This is a genomic window from Streptomyces sp. NPDC043908 (assembly GCF_056435525.1).
Genome location: NZ_JBWKEI010000022.1, coordinates 1 through 14,867, shown reverse-complemented (window position 1 = coordinate 14,867; position 14,867 = coordinate 1). Strand labels below are relative to the sequence as shown.

The following is a 14,867-nucleotide window of genomic DNA, read 5'->3' as shown; positions in this document are numbered from 1 at the left end:
GGCGGAGCCCCCCTCTCGCCCCCGGAGGGTTTCGGGAAGGGGCGGGGTGGGGGAATCCCGCCCGTGGCTCAGCGGCGCCGTCTCCGCGTCCCGAACAGCGATCGTGTGATCTCCCGCCCCAACTGCGACCCCACAGACCGCGCCAGCGACCGGAACACCCCACTCCCCACCACCTGCTCCGCCAACGACTTCTCCCCCTTCCCCCGAGGCACCTCCACCGCTTCCGGCACCTCCGGCACCCCCGCCGCAGGCGGCACCTCCGCCAACTTCTCGAACGCCGACTCCCGGTCCACCGCCTCCGCGTACCGCCCGTACAGCGGCGAAGCCCGGACCGCCCGGTCGAGTTCCTCCTCCGGCACCGGCCCCATCAGCGACCCCGGCGCCCGCAGCCGCGTCGCCGCCACCGGCGTCGGCGCGCCCTTCTCGCTCAGGACCGTGACCACCGCCTCGCCCGTGCCGAGCCCGGTGAGCACCTCCTCCAAGTCGTACGGTGACTTCGGGAACGTCCGTACCGTCGCCCGCAGCGCCTTCTCATCGTCCGGGGTGAACGCCCGCAGCGCGTGCTGCACGCGGTTGCCGAGCTGGCCCAGCACGTCGGAGGGCACGTCCTTCGGCGTCTGCGTCACGAAGAAGATCCCGACTCCCTTCGAGCGGATCAGCCGCACCGTCTGCGTGATCGACTCCAGGAACGCCTTCGACGCCCCGCCGAACAGCAGATGCGCCTCGTCGAAGAAGAAGACCAGCTTGGGCCGGTCCACGTCCCCCACCTCCGGCAGCCCGTTGAACAGCTCCGCCAGCAGCCACATCAGGAAGGTGGAGAAGAGGTGGGGCTTGTCCTGGACGGCCGGGAGCTCCAGTACGGACACCAGCCCCCGCCCGTCCGGCGCCGGCCGGAGCAACTCGCTCACGTCGAACTCCGGCTCGCCGAAGAACGCGTTCGCGCCCTGCTGCTCGAAGGCGGTGATCGCCCGCAGGATCACCCCGGCGGTCACCGAGGACAGTCCGCCGATCCCCTTCAGCTCCGGCTTGCCCACGTCGGAGACGAGGAAGGCGGTGACCGCCTTGAGGTCCTTCAGGTCGTACAGCTCCAGGCCCTTGGAGTCGGCGTAGTGGAAGATCAGGCCGAGCGACTGCTCCTGGGTCTGGTTGAGCTGGAGCACCTTGGACAGCAGCACCGGTCCGAAGCCGGTGACCGTGGCGCGCACGGGAATGCCGGTGCCGATGCCGCCGAGCGCGTAGAACTCGCAGGGGTAGCCGGCCGCCTCCCACTCCTGGCCGACCTCCGCCGCCCGCTGCCGCACCTTCTCGCCGTCCTGGCCGGGCGCGGAGATCCCGGAGACGTCGCCCTTCACGTCGGCGAGGAAGACCGGCACGCCGTTCGCGGAGAGCTGTTCGGCGATGAGCTGGAGCGTCTTGGTCTTGCCGGTGCCGGTGGCCCCGGCGACCAGGCCGTGCCGGTTGAGCACGGCCAGCGGGATGCGGACCGGCGCCTCCGGGTGGCAGTGCCCCTCCCAGAGCGCGGCGCCGAGCTCCAGGGCGGGGCCGGTGAAGGCGTACCCGGTGGCGATCGCGGCGACGGGAGGCGGAAGGGCGACGGAGGAGGCGTCGCCGGGAGACGCGTCACCGGGGGGTGCGTCGCCGGACGGAGCGGCGGAGGTGGCGGCGTCGTCGCTGTCGGTCATGGCGAGCCCCCAATGTCGGGAATGCGGCACTTGCCCAAGGATCGCACTCACGCACCATGGCTGCGCCCGGAGCCGCTTGCCCGGTAGGCTTTCCGTGTGATCTTCAAGCGCATCGGAAGCGGGCGGCCGTACCCCGACCACGGCCGGGAAAGCACCCGGCAGTGGGCGGACGTCGCGCCGCGCCCGGTCCGGCTCGATCAGCTCGTCACCACGAAGGGTCAGCTCGACCTGGAGACCCTGCTCGCGGAGGACTCCACGTTCTACGGCGACCTCTTCGCGCACGTCGTGAAGTGGCAGGGCGACCTCTACCTGGAGGACGGGCTGCACCGGGCGGTACGGGCGGCGCTCCAGCAGCGCCAGGTGCTGCACGCGCGCGTCCTGGAAATGGACTGACGGGCCCGGTCCGGCCCCCCGCCGAGGGCCCGGGCACCCCGTACGGACCGGTCCGTACTGATCCTTTCGGGCTCTTTACCGCTCATACGGGCGCTATCCATTGATCATTTAGTAGGCATCGTCACCGGGCCGCACTACGCTGCGCACATGAGCATGCTCACTCCCCCCGGCATGGGCGGAAAGTACCGCATCACGGGCGACAAGTACCCGCGGATGCGTCGCCCCCGCCGACGCGGCCGGCTTCTGCTCGCGGCCGTCGCCGCCGTCGTGGTCCTCGGGCTGATCGGCTGGGGGACGGTCCAGCTCATCGACGTCTTCGGTGGGTCGGACGGCGCGAAGAAGAAGACGGCCGGCGCGAAGCACGACTGCACGCCGCGTCCATCGCCCTCGTCCTCGTCCTCCCCCTCCGCCGCCCCGGCCGCGGCCGCCGCGCTGCCCAAGCCCGCCCAGATCACGGTGAACGTCTACAACGCGACACCGCGGGGCGGGCTGGCCAAGGACACCGCGGACGAGCTGAAGAAGCGCGGCTTCGCCATCGGCAAGGTGGGCAACGCCCCGGCCGAGTACGACAAGAAGGTCACCGGGAACGGGATACTGCTGGGCGCTCCCGGGGCGACCCGGGGTGCCTTCTCCGTCCTGGGGACGCAGCTGAAGGGCGCGGCGCAGAAGACGGACGCCCGGACGACGCCGGACGTCGACCTCATCCTGGGCTCCACCTTCCAGGCGCTGGACCCGGCGCAGCAGGCGGCGACGGCCCTGTCCGCCCTCGGCAAGCCCCTCCCGGCCCCCACCACCTGTTAGCCCCGCGCGCGGGCAGCGGAAAGCCCCCCGGACCGGTGAACGGTCCGGGGGGCCTGCCGGGAGCAGCGCCCCCGGGAAGAGCCCGGCCGGCCAGTCGGCCGTCCCGTACGTGGCGGCTAGTCGGCCGTCCCGTACATGCGGTCCCCCGCGTCGCCGAGACCCGGCACGATGTACCCGTGCTCGTTGAGCCGCTCGTCCACCGACGCCGTCACCACGGTCACCGGCGTCCCCGCCAGCTCCCGCTCCATGACCTCGACGCCCTCGGGCGCGGCCAGCAGGACGACCGCCGTCACGTCGTCCGCGCCGCGCCGGATGAGCTCCTTGATCGCGGCGACCAGCGTGCCGCCCGTGGCCAGCATCGGGTCCAGGACGTAGACCTGGCGGCCCGAGAGGTCCTCCGGCATGCGCGTCGCGTACGTGGAGGCCTCCAGGGTCTCCTCGTTGCGGATCATGCCCAGGAAGCCCACCTCGGCGGTCGGCAGCAGCCGGACCATGCCGTCCAGCATGCCCAGGCCCGCCCGCAGGATCGGGACGACCAGCGGGCGCGGGTACGAGAGCTTCACGCCCGTCGTCGGGGTCACCGGGGTCTCGATGTCGACCTGCTCGGTGCGCACGTCGCGCGTGGCCTCGTACGCGAGCAGGGTGACCAGCTCGTCGGCGAGGCGCCGGAAGGTCGGCGAGTCGGTGCGCTTGTCGCGCAGGGTGGTGAGCTTGTGGGCGACCAGGGGGTGGTCGACGACGTGGAGACGCATAACCCCACAGTAACCGGGCCGACGGCCCGCCCGCGCCGTGAGCGCTGGCATCAAACCACCCACCCGGGGGAAGGTGGGAGGGACTGACACACCCGGGGCGGTGCCCACTCATGACGGACAAGCAGCACGACAGGGACGAACAGGGCGACGCGCGGCCCGAGACCGACGCGGAGCGGCGGCGCCGGCGCGCCCAGTTCCTGCGTGAGCTGCACGAGGCCAAGGCCCTGCGCGATCGCGTCCAGCCCCGCCGCGCCCGCGCGGCCCGTATGCGCCAGGCCATGCGCATGCGAACCTTCCGCTGGTGACCCAGAACCGGACCAGCGCGGCGCCGGGAGAAACGCAACCGCGGAAGAACTCTCGCAACGGCGTTGTTTCTGCAACGATTCCAGGGAAGCCACGGCCGGGGGGACCCCCAACCGGCACGCCTATGACCAGTGGGAGAGTCACGGTGTACTTCGCCGCACTGCTCGCGCGCACCGAAGACGGGTGGGAAGCGAGCGACACGGAGCTCGACGATGTGGAGACCCTCGCCGATCTCGCCGACCTGGCCCGGGAGGCCACGGCCGACGGGGCCGACGACACGGTGCTCGTCTTCATCGAGCAGGAGGATGTCTGGTTCGGCGTCGTTCGGGTGGACGGCGAGGAGGATCCGCGCATCTACGTCTCCAACGCCGCAGCCGCCGCCCGTTCCTCGTACGGGGAGATCCTCCTCACCGACGAACTGCTCGGCCGGGATCCGGCCGCCGACGACAGCGTCGCCGATCTGGACGCGCTGGACCTCGACGGCACGGAGGACGGCGACCTCGACGAACAGGAGGAACCGGACGACGAAGCCGTGGAGGCCCTCGACCCGGTGCCCGCAGGCCCGGTCGGGGACACCGCGATCCTCGCCGACCTCGGCGTGAGCGAGGGCCAGCTGCTCACGCTCGACACGGACGCGCTGGTGGAGATCGCCGACGTGCTCGGAGCGGCCGAGGTGCTGGAGGCCGTGCGCTAGTGGCCGAGGCGCACGATCCCGTACGCGACCCCTGGGCGGAGCCGATGCGGACCGCCCTGGGGGAGGCCGGGCGGGCCGCGCTGGCCGGTGACGTGCCGGTCGGCGCCGTCGTGCTGTCCGCGGCCGGCGAGGTGCTCGCCACCGCCCACAACGAGCGGGAGATCACCGGCGACCCCACGGGGCACGCGGAGATCGTCGCGCTGCGGCGGGCGGCCGGGAGGACCGGCGAGTGGCGGCTGACCGGGTGCACGCTCGTGGTGACCCTGGAGCCGTGCGTCATGTGCGCGGGCGCGCTGGTGCAGTCCCGGGTGGAACGGGTCGTGTACGGGGCGCGCGACGAGAAGGCGGGCGCGGCCGGGTCCCTGTGGGACCTGGTGCGCGACCGGCGGCTCAACCACCGCCCCGAGGTGGTCCAGGGCGTCCTGGAAGAGGAGTGCTCCCGTCAGCTGACGGCGTTCTTCCGGGAGCGCTGAGGGGCCGCCGGCCGGGTGCGGACGGGTCGTCGGCGGGGCCGCGGGAGGCCCGTGACCCACGTCTCACCCCGGCCGCCGCCCACGGATTTCGAACCACGGGCCACCTTGGGCTAAGCTCTCTCTCGGTAGCGTGTCCGAGCGGCCGAAGGAGCTCGCCTCGAAAGCGAGTGTGGCGCAAGTCACCGAGGGTTCAAATCCCTCCGCTACCGCTCTTGGAAGGGCCCCGACAGCGTCGGGGCCCTTCGTGCGTCCCCGGGAGCCGTTCCCCCGGGGACGCGTGGTGCTCGTGGGCCGCGCGGGTCCTTGCGAACAAGGTGGGGACGGGGGAACGGGTGTTGGTTAGACTCACGCGAGCGCACAGGGGAGCCGGGGAGGGTGCACGCACGTGGACGTGAAGAAGGTGCTGCTCTACTGCGCGGTCGTCTTCGTGCTGTACACGATCATCACCTCGCCCGTGGAGGCCGCGGGGATGGTCCAGACGGGGTTCGTGGGGATCTCCTCCGCCGCCAAGGGCATCGGCCAGTTCATGACCGAACTGGTCCGCTGAGCCGCACCGCACGGCTCGTACGATCGGCGCGGGCGCTGACACGTACGTACGGCAAGGAGCACACATGATCCGCCATCTGGTCCTCTTCAAGCTCAACGAGGGCGTGGCCCGCGACGAGGCGCGGGTGGCCGCCGGGGTGAAGGCGTTCGAGGAACTGGACGGGCTCGTCCCCGAGCTGAGGTTCTGGGAGTGCGCCTGGAACATCACCGACCGGCCCATCGCGTACGACTTCGCCATCAACTCGGCGGTCGAGGACGCGGACGCGCTGAAGCGCTACATCGAGCACCCGGCCCACCAGGCCGCCGCCGCGCAGTGGCGCGAGTTCGCCACCTGGGTGATCGCCGACTACCCGTTCTGACCGGCCGCGCGACAGGGCCCCGCACCACCGGGTGCGGGGCCCTCCGCATGCCCGGGAACGGGCGCCGGGTGGGGTTTATGCCCAACTTGCCCCCAACACGTGGTTATACGGTGCTTGCACACAGTGGACATGTCTTGTGATGCTATGACCGCTTTTGACGGATGAGTCGACGATGGTTCGACCGAAGTTGACCGCGACCTTGACCACGCAGTGACCTCAAAGGGGTGGCGTTGACCGTGCCGGCCAGTACCGCACCTCAAGTGCCGCCCCAGAACGAGCCCCAGGAGGCCGTCGAGAGCCACCGGGTCCCCGTCCGCACCAGCAGCCGGGGCGCGGACACCCGGGCGCTCACCCAGGTGCTCTTCGGGCAGCTCAAGGGCCTGGAGCCGGGCACGCCGGAGCACCACCGGGTGCGCGGGGCGCTGATCGAGGCGAACCTGCCGCTGGTGCGGTACGCGGCGGCGCGCTTCCGCTCCCGCAACGAGCCGATGGAGGACGTGGTCCAGGTCGGCACGATCGGTCTGATCAACGCCATCGACCGCTTCGACCCCGAGCGCGGGGTGCAGTTCCCGACCTTCGCCATGCCGACGGTGGTCGGCGAGATCAAGCGGTACTTCCGCGACAACGTCCGCACCGTCCACGTCCCGCGCCGCCTCCACGAGCTGTGGGTGCAGGTCAACGGGGCCACCGAGGACCTGACGACGCTGCACGGCCGCTCGCCGACGACCGCCGAGATCGCCGACCGGCTGAAGATCGGCGAGGACGAGGTGCTCGCCTGCATCGAGGCGGGGCGCTCGTACCACGCGACCTCCCTGGAGGCCGCCCAGGAGGGCGACGGACTGCCGGGCCTGCTCGACCGGCTGGGATACGAGGACCCGGCGCTGGCCGGCGTGGAGCACCGGGACCTGGTCCGCCACCTCCTCGTACAGCTGCCCGAACGCGAGCAGCGGATTCTGATGCTGCGCTACTACAGCAATCTGACGCAGTCCCAGATCAGCCAGGAGCTGGGGGTCTCCCAGATGCACGTGTCCAGGCTGCTGGCCAGGAGCTTCGCCCGACTGCGATCCGCAAATCGAATCGAGGCGTAACCGGATCGGGTGATCCACCTTTGGGTGAACAATCCGCGAGTGACATCGGCACACCCCCTGCTAACTGCGCGTATCCGTGCCGGACTTGTCGACATGTCACTACAGCGTGTTGCCGACTTGTGACATTCTGCAGGAACCGCGTTTGCCGCAGCTCCGCCTCCGGTATTCAGGTGGAGGCTGCGTTCCTCCGATGGTCGTGGCCACCGCGACCGTCCGCGACCTCAAGGGGGTGGCATGTCCGCAGAACAGGGCAGCTCAAAGGTGCAGGTACTGACGCTCATGAAGAGCGTGCCCGCACCCGATGTGCCGATGAGCTCGGAAGTCATCGACATCTGCGCCGTGCCCGGCTCCCCCGAGGCGCTCGACTCCGCGGGCCCCACGGCCCCCCTCACCGCCCCCCGGCGGGAGGCAGCGGGCACCACGGGCTCCCACGAACCGCTGGACACCCGCACGCTCTCCCGCTCCCTGTTCCTGCGGCTGGCCGCGCTGGGCGGCGCCGAGAGCCCGGAGCGTACGTACGTACGCGACACCCTGATCGAGCTCAACCTGCCGCTGGTGCGGTACGCGGCGGCGCGCTTCCGCTCCCGCAACGAGCCGATGGAGGACATCGTCCAGGTCGGCACGATCGGCCTGATCAAGGCGATCGACCGCTTCGACTGCGAGCGGGGCGTGGAGTTCCCGACCTTCGCCATGCCGACGGTGGTCGGTGAGATCAAGCGCTTCTTCCGCGACACCTCGTGGTCGGTCCGGGTCCCGCGCCGCCTCCAGGAGCTGCGTCTGGCCCTGACCAAGGCGAGCGACGAGCTGGCCCAGAAGCTCGACCGCTCCCCGACGGTTCCGGAGCTCGCCGCGGTCCTCGGCGTCTCGGAGGAGGACGTGGTGGACGGCCTCGCGGTCGGCAACGCGTACACGGCCTCCTCGCTCGACTCCCCCTCCCCCGAGGACGACGGCGGCGAGGGCTCCCTCGCGGACCGCCTCGGCTACGAGGACGCCGCCCTCGAGGGCGTGGAGTACCGCGAGTCCCTCAAGCCGCTCCTGGCCAAACTCCCGCCGCGCGAACGCCAGATCATCATGCTCCGCTTCTTCGCGAACATGACGCAGTCCCAGATCGGCGAGGAGGTCGGCATCTCCCAGATGCACGTCTCCCGTCTGCTGACCAGGACGCTGGCGCAGCTGCGGGAGGGCCTGATCGCGGACTAGGCACCGGCTGCCCGGCGGCTCCGTTCACGCGGGGCCGCTCCTGCGGGGTGCTCCTGCGGAGCTGCTCCCGCCGGGCGCCCGGTCCCGGTCCCGCTGCCGTGTTCCCATTTGACGGGTCGTCAGCAACACTGGCCCGATGCGACGTGCTGCGTTGATCGGTGTATCGGCGGCGGCCACACTCGCCCTGGGCGGCGCGCTGGCCGCCTGCGGCGGAGAGGGCGGAAAGCCCTATGTGGCCGTGGGAGCGGCCGGTTCCGGACCGGAGGCCACGCCGAGCGGGCCCGTCCCGCCCCACGGCGGGGTGGAGCTCATCCCGCTGGACGGGGCCGGGGGAGCGGGCGCGCCCCGAGGAGACGGGGCCGCACCCGGCCGTTCCGCCCCCGGCGCCCCCTCCGCCCGCGACGGCGGCCGCGCCCCGGCGCCCGGCGGAGGCGCCGGGGACGGAGGCGGCACCACCCCGGACGGGAGTACGACCGGCCCGGCACCCGGCACGGGCGGTACGGGCACCACGGGCGGAGGCGGCAACGACCCGACGCCCGGCGGAGGCGGCACGACCGGAGGCGGAGCCCCGGGAACCACGACAGGCGGAGGCGCCGGCGGCACCACCGGCGGCACAGGCGCCAGCACGGGCGGCGGCACCGGCGGCCCCGCGGACGGCGGCACCGGAAGCACAGGGAGCACAGGGGGCACCGGAAGTACGGGGAGCACCGGAAGCACCTCCCCCGGCCCCTCGGCTCCCGCCCCCGCCGCCCTGACCGTCGGCGTCCCGACCCGGACCCCCGACCCGACCGCCCGCTGGTGCGAATCCGTCACCGTCCCGCTCCGCAACACCGGCGGCACCCCCGTGGCCTCGGGCACGCTCACCTTCGCCACGCACGTCATCGGGCTGCTCGGCGTCGACTGGGCCACCCTCACCTCCACCCGGCCCCTCGCCCCGGTCCCGGCGGGCGCGGCGGCCTCCCGTACGTACCGGGTTTGCGTGGACGCCTGGCGCGTACCGCTGGGCATGCACATCGAGACCCGCTCGGTGACCGCCGACTGGCGGTGACCGAACGGGCCTCGAAGGGGTACCGGAAAGGGCGGACCCGGCCCGGAGCGGGCTCGGCTCCGCAGGGGCTCAGCCCAGCGCGAGCCAGGCGACGCCCGCCAGAACGGCGAGGACGAGGACGACGCCCACGATCAGGCCGACGCGCGGACCGGCCGGCGTCGCGGCGGGGGTGGCCGCCTGGCGGCCCTGCGGGGCGCCCTCGTCGACGAAGGCGCGGAACATCTGCGTGCTGCCCGCGGGGTCGTAGTTGCCCTCGGGGCCCGGGGTGTTGTGTGCCATGCACCGGACCCTAGCGAAGTCCCGGGGCCCGCCCAACCCCCGCCCCCGCGCACGCGGGCACGCACACCCCACGCTCACCGCGCCCGCACACCGGCCGCCCGCCCCCGCCAGGAGGCCCGCACCCGCACCCCGACCCGCCCTGACCTGCGCATTGACTTCCCACATGCGAACCCTTTGCGTTTACTTTGCCCGGCCCCCTACCGATTCACTTGCCTTCAGCAACCAATCACCTCTATGGTTGCCCTAAGCAACAAGATCGGCGGAGCAGTGTCGCCCGGACCGGAGGAGCCCGATGGCCTCGCAGAGCCACTACGAGGAGCTCGCCCGACAGCTCAGCGCCATCGGGGCCGTCAAGCGCGGGCTCGGGCGGATCCTGCCGGCCGAGTGCCCGGCCGGCTCGGCCGCCGTGCTCACCCTCCTCGGCCGCCACGGCGAGATGCGCATCAGCAGGCTCGCCGAACTGCTCGACGTGGACATGTCGGTGACCAGCCGCCATGTCACCCATGTGGCCGCACGCGGCTGGATCGAGCGCGACCCGGACCCGCTGGACAAGCGCTCCCGCATCCTGCGGCTCACCCCCGCCGGCCGGGACATGCTCGACGAGCTCGGGCGGCGCACCGCGGAGATGTTCGCCCGGACCCTGCGGGACTGGTCCGACGACGAGGTCGGACAGCTGACCGTCATGCTCGCGCGGCTCAGAGAGAGCTTCGACTGCCGCGAGGAACGTTTGATCCATCCCGCGCCGCTCACCCGTACACCCGCCGCGCGACAGGCGTAACGGCCCACCAGACGTAGAAGAGAAGGAAGTTCATGGCTACATCCACACCGGCCGGTGTGCGGGACGGCAGCACCGCCCAGGGCGGGCACCCCCACCAGGGGCCCGACGGCGGCGCGCCGATGACCCACCGGCAGATCATGGAGGCGCTGTCCGGGCTGCTGCTCGGCATGTTCGTCGCCATCCTGTCCTCGACGATCGTCTCCAACGCCCTTCCGCAGATCATCGGCGATCTGGGCGGCGGCCAGTCCGCGTACACCTGGGTCGTCACGGCCTCGCTCCTGGCGATGACCGCGACCACCCCGCTGTGGGGCAAGCTCTCCGACCTCTTCAGCAAGAAGTTGCTGGTCCAGATAGCCCTGGTCGTCTACGTCAGCGGTTCGGTGGTCGCCGGGCTCTCCCAGAACGCGGGCATGCTGATCGCCTGCCGCGTCGTCCAGGGCATCGGCGTCGGCGGTCTCTCCGCGCTCGCCCAGATCATCATGGCCGCGATGATCGCCCCGCGTGAGCGCGGCCGGTACAGCGGCTACCTCGGTGCCACGTTCGCGGTCGCGACGGTCGGCGGACCGCTGCTCGGCGGCGTCATCACGGACACCGAGTGGCTCGGCTGGCGCTGGTGCTTCTACGTGGGCGTGCCCTTCGCGGTCATCGCCCTGATCGTGCTCCAGAAGACGCTGAAGCTGCCGGTGGTCCGGCGCGAGGTCAAGGTCGACTGGGCGGGCGCGCTCTTCATCAGCGCGGCGGTCTCGCTGCTCCTCGTGTGGGTGACGTTCGCGGGCGACAAGTACGACTGGATCTCCTGGCAGACGGCGGCGATGGTCGGCGGCTCGGTGCTGCTGGGCGCGCTCTTCGTTTACGTGGAGTCGCGGGCGTCCGAGCCGATCATCCCGCTGCGGCTGTTCCGCAACCGGACGATCACCCTGGCGTCGCTGGCCTCGCTCTTCGTGGGTGTGGCGATGTTCTCCGGCACGGTGTTCTTCAGCCAGTACTTCCAGCTGGCCCGCGGCGAGTCCCCGACCATGTCCGGGGTCCTGACCATCCCGATGATCGCCGGTCTGTTCGTCTCCTCCACGGTCTCCGGCCAGGTCATCACCAAGACCGGGCGCTGGAAGGCGTGGCTGGTCAGCGGTGGTGTGCTGGTGACGGCCGGGCTCGCACTGCTCGGCACGATGCGGTACGACACCGCGTACTGGCAGCTGGCGATCTACATGGCGCTGATGGGCCTCGGCATCGGCATGATGATGCAGAACCTGGTGCTGTGCACGCAGAACCAGGTCTCCGCGGCCGACCTCGGCTCGGCCTCGTCCGTGGTGACGTTCTTCCGCTCGCTCGGCGGTGCGGTCGGCGTCTCCGCCCTGGGCGCCGTGATGGCGAACCGGGTCACCCACTACGTCAAGGACGGCCTGGCCGACCTCGGCCCCAAGGGCGCGGCTCTCGCCCAGGGCGGCGGTGGCGGCGGCATCCCGGACCTCGACAAGATGCCCGCGCCGCTGCGGACGGTGGTGGAGAGCGCGTACGGCCACGGTGTGGCGGACGTCTTCCTCTACGCGGCGCCGTGCGCCCTGCTCGCCTTCTTCGTGACGCTGTTCATCAAGGAGGTCGCGCTGAAGTCCCGCGCGACGGCCCCGGCGGCGCCCGCGGAGCAGGAGAAGGCCCCGGCCTCCTAGAAGCTCGGGTGTCCCGAGCGGAGGCACCCGATACCGGGGCGGCGGGCAGGGGACGGCCCGTCGCCCCACTCCCCCGCGAAGGGGCCCACGCGCGCCGCGCGTGGGCCCCTTCGTGCTACCCCTCCCGCTTCGCCTCGATCCCCGCGATCAGCAGGTCCAGCGCGAAGACGAAGTCCCGCTCGCGCATCTCCGCCACCGTGTCCCCGCCCCGGGCCTCCATGAGCTCCTCCGCCATGGCGAACTGCTCGTGCAGCTCGGGACGTTCGCGTACGGTGCCCATCGCCTGCGCGAAGTACTCGTCCTCGGTGACCCCGGCCTCCGCGCACCGCGCGACGAACTGGCCCTCGATGGTGCCGAATCCGTACACGAACTGGAACACCGCCGACAGGCCGCCGGTCACCCCGTGCTGCGGCAGTCCGCTGCGGGCCATGACCGTCTGGGCGGCGACGGAGAAGGCCAGGAAGTTCGGGCCGATGTTCAGATAGCGGCCCATCAGCGGGGACACCCAGGGGTGGCGGACGAGCATCGCCCGGTAGCCGACCGCCAGGGCGCGGATCTGGTCGCGCCAGTCGGCGTCCTCCTCATCGACGTCCGGGACCGGCACCTCGGCGGCGACCGCGTCCATGGCGAGCTCGAGCAGGTCGTCCTTGGTGTCCACGTACCAGTACAGGGACATCGCGGTGACCCCGAGCTCGGCCGCGAGGCGCCGCATGGAGAACTTCGCCGCGCCCTCGCTGTCGAGGAGCCGGACCGACTCCGTGACGATCCGGTCCCGGTCGAGCGCGGCGGCCGGCTGCCCGGCCCGCCGGGTCCGGCCCGCGGACCTGCCGGCCGTCAGCCACACGCTGGTCCGCATCGGGTTCTTCGCGCGCTCGGCTGCCGACACCATGGCGTGCCCTCCTCGTCGGGTCGTCGGACTGTACGTACACATGTCGTACGCCGTTCGTGCCGCATCGGCCACAGCGGCCGGCGGAATGTCATCCTCCGCCGGCCACCGCTCCGATGCTATGCCGCGGGCGCGGCCTGCGGCGCGGGCGCCGGGGCCCCGTCGCCGCCACCGCGTTCCGCCCGGGCCAGCAGGGCCGCGGCGAGCAGGCCGCCCGCGAGGACCGCCACCGCGCCGACCAGCTGACTGGTCTGCAGGCCCGACGCGAACGCGTCCGAGATCCGGGCGCGCTCGGCGTCACCGTCCGCCGCCGCCAGCGCCGCCGGGAGCGAGGCCGCGCCCACCACGGACGGGACCAGCGCGGCGAAGCGGGAGTTGAGGACCGCGCCGAGCACGGCCACGCCGAGCCCGTTGCCGAACTCCGCCAGCGTGCCGTTGACGCCCGCGCCCACGCCCGCCTTCTCCGGCGGGATCGCGCCCATCAGCGTGTTGGCCATGGCGGGCATCGACACGGCGATGCCCGCGCCCATCACCACCAGGCCCAGCAGCATCCCGCTGTAGTGCTCACGGCCGAGCAGCGCTATCGCCGCGAGGCCCGCCGCGTTCGCCGCCATGCCCACCGCGATCGTGCGGGGCGTGCCCAGCTTGGGCAGCAGCCGCGCGCCGACGCCCGCCACGTTCAGCACGATCACGCTCAGCGCCAGCGGCGCCGTGCGCAGGCCCGCCTCCAACGGCCCGTAGCCGAGCACGAACTGGAGGTGCTGGGTGAGCAGGAAGAGCGAGCCGCCCATACCGAAGGCGACCAGGATCGAGCCCGCGACCGCCCCGGTGAACCGCTGGTTGCGGAAGAAGTGCATGTCCAGCATCGGGTACGGGACCGACAGCTCCCAGCGGGCGAACGCGGCCAGGAAGACCAGGCCCACCGCGGCCGGGACCAGCACGTGCGCCGAGGTCCAGCCGTGGCCGGGGCCGGAGATGATCGCGTACACCACGCCGGTCATGCCGACCGTGGAGAGCAGCGCGCCGAGCAGGTCGGGCCGGTCGCCCAGCGGGTTCTTGGACTCCGGGACCAGGGCGAGCACGGCCACCAGGCCGATCGCCGCGACCGGGATGTTGACCAGGAAGATGGCGCCCCACCAGAAGTGGTCGAGCATGACGCCGCCGATCAGCGGCCCGGCGGCGAAGCCGAGCGAGTTGACCGTGGCCCACAGTCCGATGGCCTTGACCCGCTCCTCGTCGTCGAAGATCTGCACGACGACGGCGAGGGTGGTGGTCATCAGGAGCGCGCCGCCGACGCCCATGCCGGCGCGGGCGGCGATCAACTGCCCGGCGCTCTGGGAGAGTCCGGCCGCCAGCGAGCCGAGGCCGAAGAGGGTGAGCCCGGCCGCCAGCATCTTCTTGCGGCCGTACCGGTCGGAGGCGCTGCCCGCGGTGAGCAGCAGCCCGGACTGGACGAGCGAGTACGCGTTGATCATCCACTGGATGTCGGCGGTGGAGGCGCCGACCGAGGTGGTCAGGGAGGGGATCGCGACGTTCAGGACGGTGTTGTCGAGCAGCACGGTGAGCTGCGCCAGACAGATGACACCCAGGATCAGCCAGCGCTGCGGGTGCCTGGTGGGGGCGGCAGATGGGTCGGCGACCGGGGCCGTCATGCGGGGCTCCTAGGTGAGTTGTACAGCGTATGGGGACGTTGTCGTACACCGTAAGGGAGCTTCTTGTACGGCGTAAAGGGCTTTTCCGGGCCGGGGTGCCCACGGGCGCCCGGGCCCGGTCGCGCCCGTACGCCGGAAGGCCGGTGGGGGGGGGGGGGGGGCCCCGGACAACGCCGCCACCCACCCCCCCTGCCGGCTCGAAGCCCAAGGCACAACGGAGGACGGCGCCGAGGGCAAGGCCGTGTTGACCACCCTCGCCCTCCTGTCGC

17 protein-coding genes and 1 tRNA gene are annotated in these 14,867 nt (G+C 72.0%); 13 read left to right on the top strand and 5 right to left on the bottom strand.

The genetic code is table 11. From position 1 onward, the window contains the following. Positions 1 to 68: 68 nt before the first annotated feature. Positions 69 to 1,682 carry a helicase HerA-like domain-containing protein gene (locus AC069K_RS33075; protein WP_478622285.1) on the bottom strand — a complete coding sequence of 538 codons (1,614 nt, stop codon included), beginning with the start codon at positions 1,680 to 1,682 and terminating at the stop codon, positions 69 to 71. Positions 1,683 to 1,778: 96 nt separating this feature from the next. Between AC069K_RS33075 and AC069K_RS33070 the strand changes: the two genes are divergently transcribed. Together AC069K_RS33070 and AC069K_RS33065 are read left to right on the top strand one after the other, a co-directional pair. Further along, the gene (locus AC069K_RS33070) at positions 1,779 to 2,075 is read left to right on the top strand and encodes a type II toxin-antitoxin system VapB family antitoxin (RefSeq protein WP_053725882.1); all 297 of its coding nucleotides are present in this window, start codon (positions 1,779 to 1,781) and stop codon (positions 2,073 to 2,075) included. A gap of 147 nt (positions 2,076 to 2,222) precedes the next feature. Continuing rightward, on the top strand, positions 2,223 to 2,876 hold the full coding sequence (locus AC069K_RS33065) for a LytR C-terminal domain-containing protein (RefSeq protein ID WP_365104390.1): 654 nt from the start codon (positions 2,223 to 2,225) through the stop codon (positions 2,874 to 2,876). A 116-nt stretch (positions 2,877 to 2,992) separates the two neighbouring features. On the opposite strand, the gene upp is transcribed toward AC069K_RS33065, so the two are convergent. Beyond that, a complete protein-coding gene (gene upp, locus AC069K_RS33060; protein ID WP_358836658.1) occupies positions 2,993 to 3,628 on the bottom strand; it encodes a uracil phosphoribosyltransferase in 636 nt (211 codons plus the stop codon). Positions 3,629 to 3,738: 110 nt separating this feature from the next. Between upp and AC069K_RS33055 the strand changes: the two genes are divergently transcribed. The 9 genes from AC069K_RS33055 to AC069K_RS33015 all read left to right on the top strand — a co-directional run bounded on the left by AC069K_RS33055 (position 3,739) and on the right by AC069K_RS33015 (position 9,339). Then, positions 3,739 to 3,933, top strand: coding sequence for a hypothetical protein (locus tag AC069K_RS33055; protein ID WP_478622284.1), 195 nt, complete (start codon positions 3,739 to 3,741; stop codon positions 3,931 to 3,933). A 122-nt stretch (positions 3,934 to 4,055) separates the two neighbouring features. After that, positions 4,056 to 4,625 carry a tRNA adenosine deaminase-associated protein gene (locus AC069K_RS33050; RefSeq protein WP_365104397.1) on the top strand — a complete coding sequence of 190 codons (570 nt, stop codon included), beginning with the start codon at positions 4,056 to 4,058 and terminating at the stop codon, positions 4,623 to 4,625. A 44-nt stretch (positions 4,626 to 4,669) separates the two neighbouring features. After that, entirely contained in the window at positions 4,670 to 5,098 is a 429-nt protein-coding gene (gene tadA, locus AC069K_RS33045) for a tRNA adenosine(34) deaminase TadA (protein WP_478622360.1), read from the top strand. Positions 5,099 to 5,222: 124 nt separating this feature from the next. Next, positions 5,223 to 5,307, top strand: a tRNA-Ser gene (locus AC069K_RS33040). 176 nt (positions 5,308 to 5,483) lie between these two features. After that, positions 5,484 to 5,645: a hypothetical protein gene (locus tag AC069K_RS33035; protein ID WP_358836655.1), complete on the top strand. Its 162-nt coding sequence runs from the start codon at positions 5,484 to 5,486 to the stop codon at positions 5,643 to 5,645. Positions 5,646 to 5,709: 64 nt separating this feature from the next. Continuing rightward, a complete protein-coding gene (locus AC069K_RS33030; RefSeq protein WP_365104400.1) occupies positions 5,710 to 6,003 on the top strand; it encodes a Dabb family protein in 294 nt (97 codons plus the stop codon). Between the two features lie 236 nt (positions 6,004 to 6,239). Then, on the top strand, positions 6,240 to 7,091 hold the full coding sequence (locus AC069K_RS33025) for an RNA polymerase sigma factor SigF (RefSeq protein WP_358836653.1): 852 nt from the start codon (positions 6,240 to 6,242) through the stop codon (positions 7,089 to 7,091). Positions 7,092 to 7,325: 234 nt separating this feature from the next. Then, a complete protein-coding gene (locus tag AC069K_RS33020; RefSeq protein ID WP_365104403.1) occupies positions 7,326 to 8,291 on the top strand; it encodes an RNA polymerase sigma factor SigF in 966 nt (321 codons plus the stop codon). A gap of 136 nt (positions 8,292 to 8,427) precedes the next feature. After that, positions 8,428 to 9,339: a hypothetical protein gene (locus AC069K_RS33015; protein ID WP_478622282.1), complete on the top strand. Its 912-nt coding sequence runs from the start codon at positions 8,428 to 8,430 to the stop codon at positions 9,337 to 9,339. Positions 9,340 to 9,408: 69 nt separating this feature from the next. Here the strand turns inward: AC069K_RS33015 and AC069K_RS33010 are convergent, their stop codons facing one another. Beyond that, the gene (locus tag AC069K_RS33010; protein ID WP_358834851.1) at positions 9,409 to 9,618 is read right to left on the bottom strand and encodes a hypothetical protein; all 210 of its coding nucleotides are present in this window, start codon (positions 9,616 to 9,618) and stop codon (positions 9,409 to 9,411) included. A 292-nt stretch (positions 9,619 to 9,910) separates the two neighbouring features. Here AC069K_RS33010 and AC069K_RS33005 point away from each other — a divergent pair, with 292 nt between their 5' ends. Together AC069K_RS33005 and AC069K_RS33000 are read left to right on the top strand one after the other, a co-directional pair. Beyond that, positions 9,911 to 10,396, top strand: coding sequence for a MarR family winged helix-turn-helix transcriptional regulator (locus tag AC069K_RS33005; protein ID WP_365104409.1), 486 nt, complete (start codon positions 9,911 to 9,913; stop codon positions 10,394 to 10,396). Between the two features lie 119 nt (positions 10,397 to 10,515). Then, entirely contained in the window at positions 10,516 to 12,060 is a 1,545-nt protein-coding gene (locus tag AC069K_RS33000) for an MDR family MFS transporter (RefSeq protein ID WP_478622358.1), read from the top strand. Between the two features lie 115 nt (positions 12,061 to 12,175). On the opposite strand, the gene AC069K_RS32995 is transcribed toward AC069K_RS33000, so the two are convergent. After that, a complete protein-coding gene (locus AC069K_RS32995; protein WP_365104412.1) occupies positions 12,176 to 12,949 on the bottom strand; it encodes a TetR/AcrR family transcriptional regulator in 774 nt (257 codons plus the stop codon). A gap of 116 nt (positions 12,950 to 13,065) precedes the next feature. Beyond that, positions 13,066 to 14,598, bottom strand: a complete 1,533-nt coding sequence (locus tag AC069K_RS32990) for an MFS transporter (RefSeq protein WP_478622280.1) — start codon at positions 14,596 to 14,598, stop codon at positions 13,066 to 13,068. Positions 14,599 to 14,867 lie beyond the last annotated feature (269 nt).

What these genes read in the sequence shown, in the direction of transcription:
- AC069K_RS33015 (WP_478622282.1), top strand. Translation starts at nt 8,428, where the DNA reads ATGCGACGTGCTGCGTTGATCGGTGTATCGGCGGCGGCCACACTCGCC.
- AC069K_RS33000 (WP_478622358.1), top strand. Translation starts at nt 10,516, where the DNA reads ATGACCCACCGGCAGATCATGGAGGCGCTGTCCGGGCTGCTGCTCGGC.
- AC069K_RS33075 (WP_478622285.1), bottom strand. Translation starts at nt 1,682, where the DNA reads ATGACCGACAGCGACGACGCCGCCACCTCCGCCGCTCCGTCCGGCGAC.
- AC069K_RS33050 (WP_365104397.1), top strand. Translation starts at nt 4,056, where the DNA reads ATGACCAGTGGGAGAGTCACGGTGTACTTCGCCGCACTGCTCGCGCGC.
- AC069K_RS33055 (WP_478622284.1), top strand. Translation starts at nt 3,739, where the DNA reads ATGACGGACAAGCAGCACGACAGGGACGAACAGGGCGACGCGCGGCCC.
- tadA (WP_478622360.1), top strand. Translation starts at nt 4,670, where the DNA reads ATGCGGACCGCCCTGGGGGAGGCCGGGCGGGCCGCGCTGGCCGGTGAC.
- AC069K_RS32995 (WP_365104412.1), bottom strand. Translation starts at nt 12,949, where the DNA reads ATGGTGTCGGCAGCCGAGCGCGCGAAGAACCCGATGCGGACCAGCGTG.
- AC069K_RS33065 (WP_365104390.1), top strand. Translation starts at nt 2,223, where the DNA reads ATGAGCATGCTCACTCCCCCCGGCATGGGCGGAAAGTACCGCATCACG.
- AC069K_RS33010 (WP_358834851.1), bottom strand. Translation starts at nt 9,618, where the DNA reads ATGGCACACAACACCCCGGGCCCCGAGGGCAACTACGACCCCGCGGGC.
- AC069K_RS33020 (WP_365104403.1), top strand. Translation starts at nt 7,326, where the DNA reads ATGTCCGCAGAACAGGGCAGCTCAAAGGTGCAGGTACTGACGCTCATG.
- AC069K_RS32990 (WP_478622280.1), bottom strand. Translation starts at nt 14,598, where the DNA reads ATGACGGCCCCGGTCGCCGACCCATCTGCCGCCCCCACCAGGCACCCG.
- upp (WP_358836658.1), bottom strand. Translation starts at nt 3,628, where the DNA reads ATGCGTCTCCACGTCGTCGACCACCCCCTGGTCGCCCACAAGCTCACC.
- AC069K_RS33030 (WP_365104400.1), top strand. Translation starts at nt 5,710, where the DNA reads ATGATCCGCCATCTGGTCCTCTTCAAGCTCAACGAGGGCGTGGCCCGC.
- AC069K_RS33005 (WP_365104409.1), top strand. Translation starts at nt 9,911, where the DNA reads ATGGCCTCGCAGAGCCACTACGAGGAGCTCGCCCGACAGCTCAGCGCC.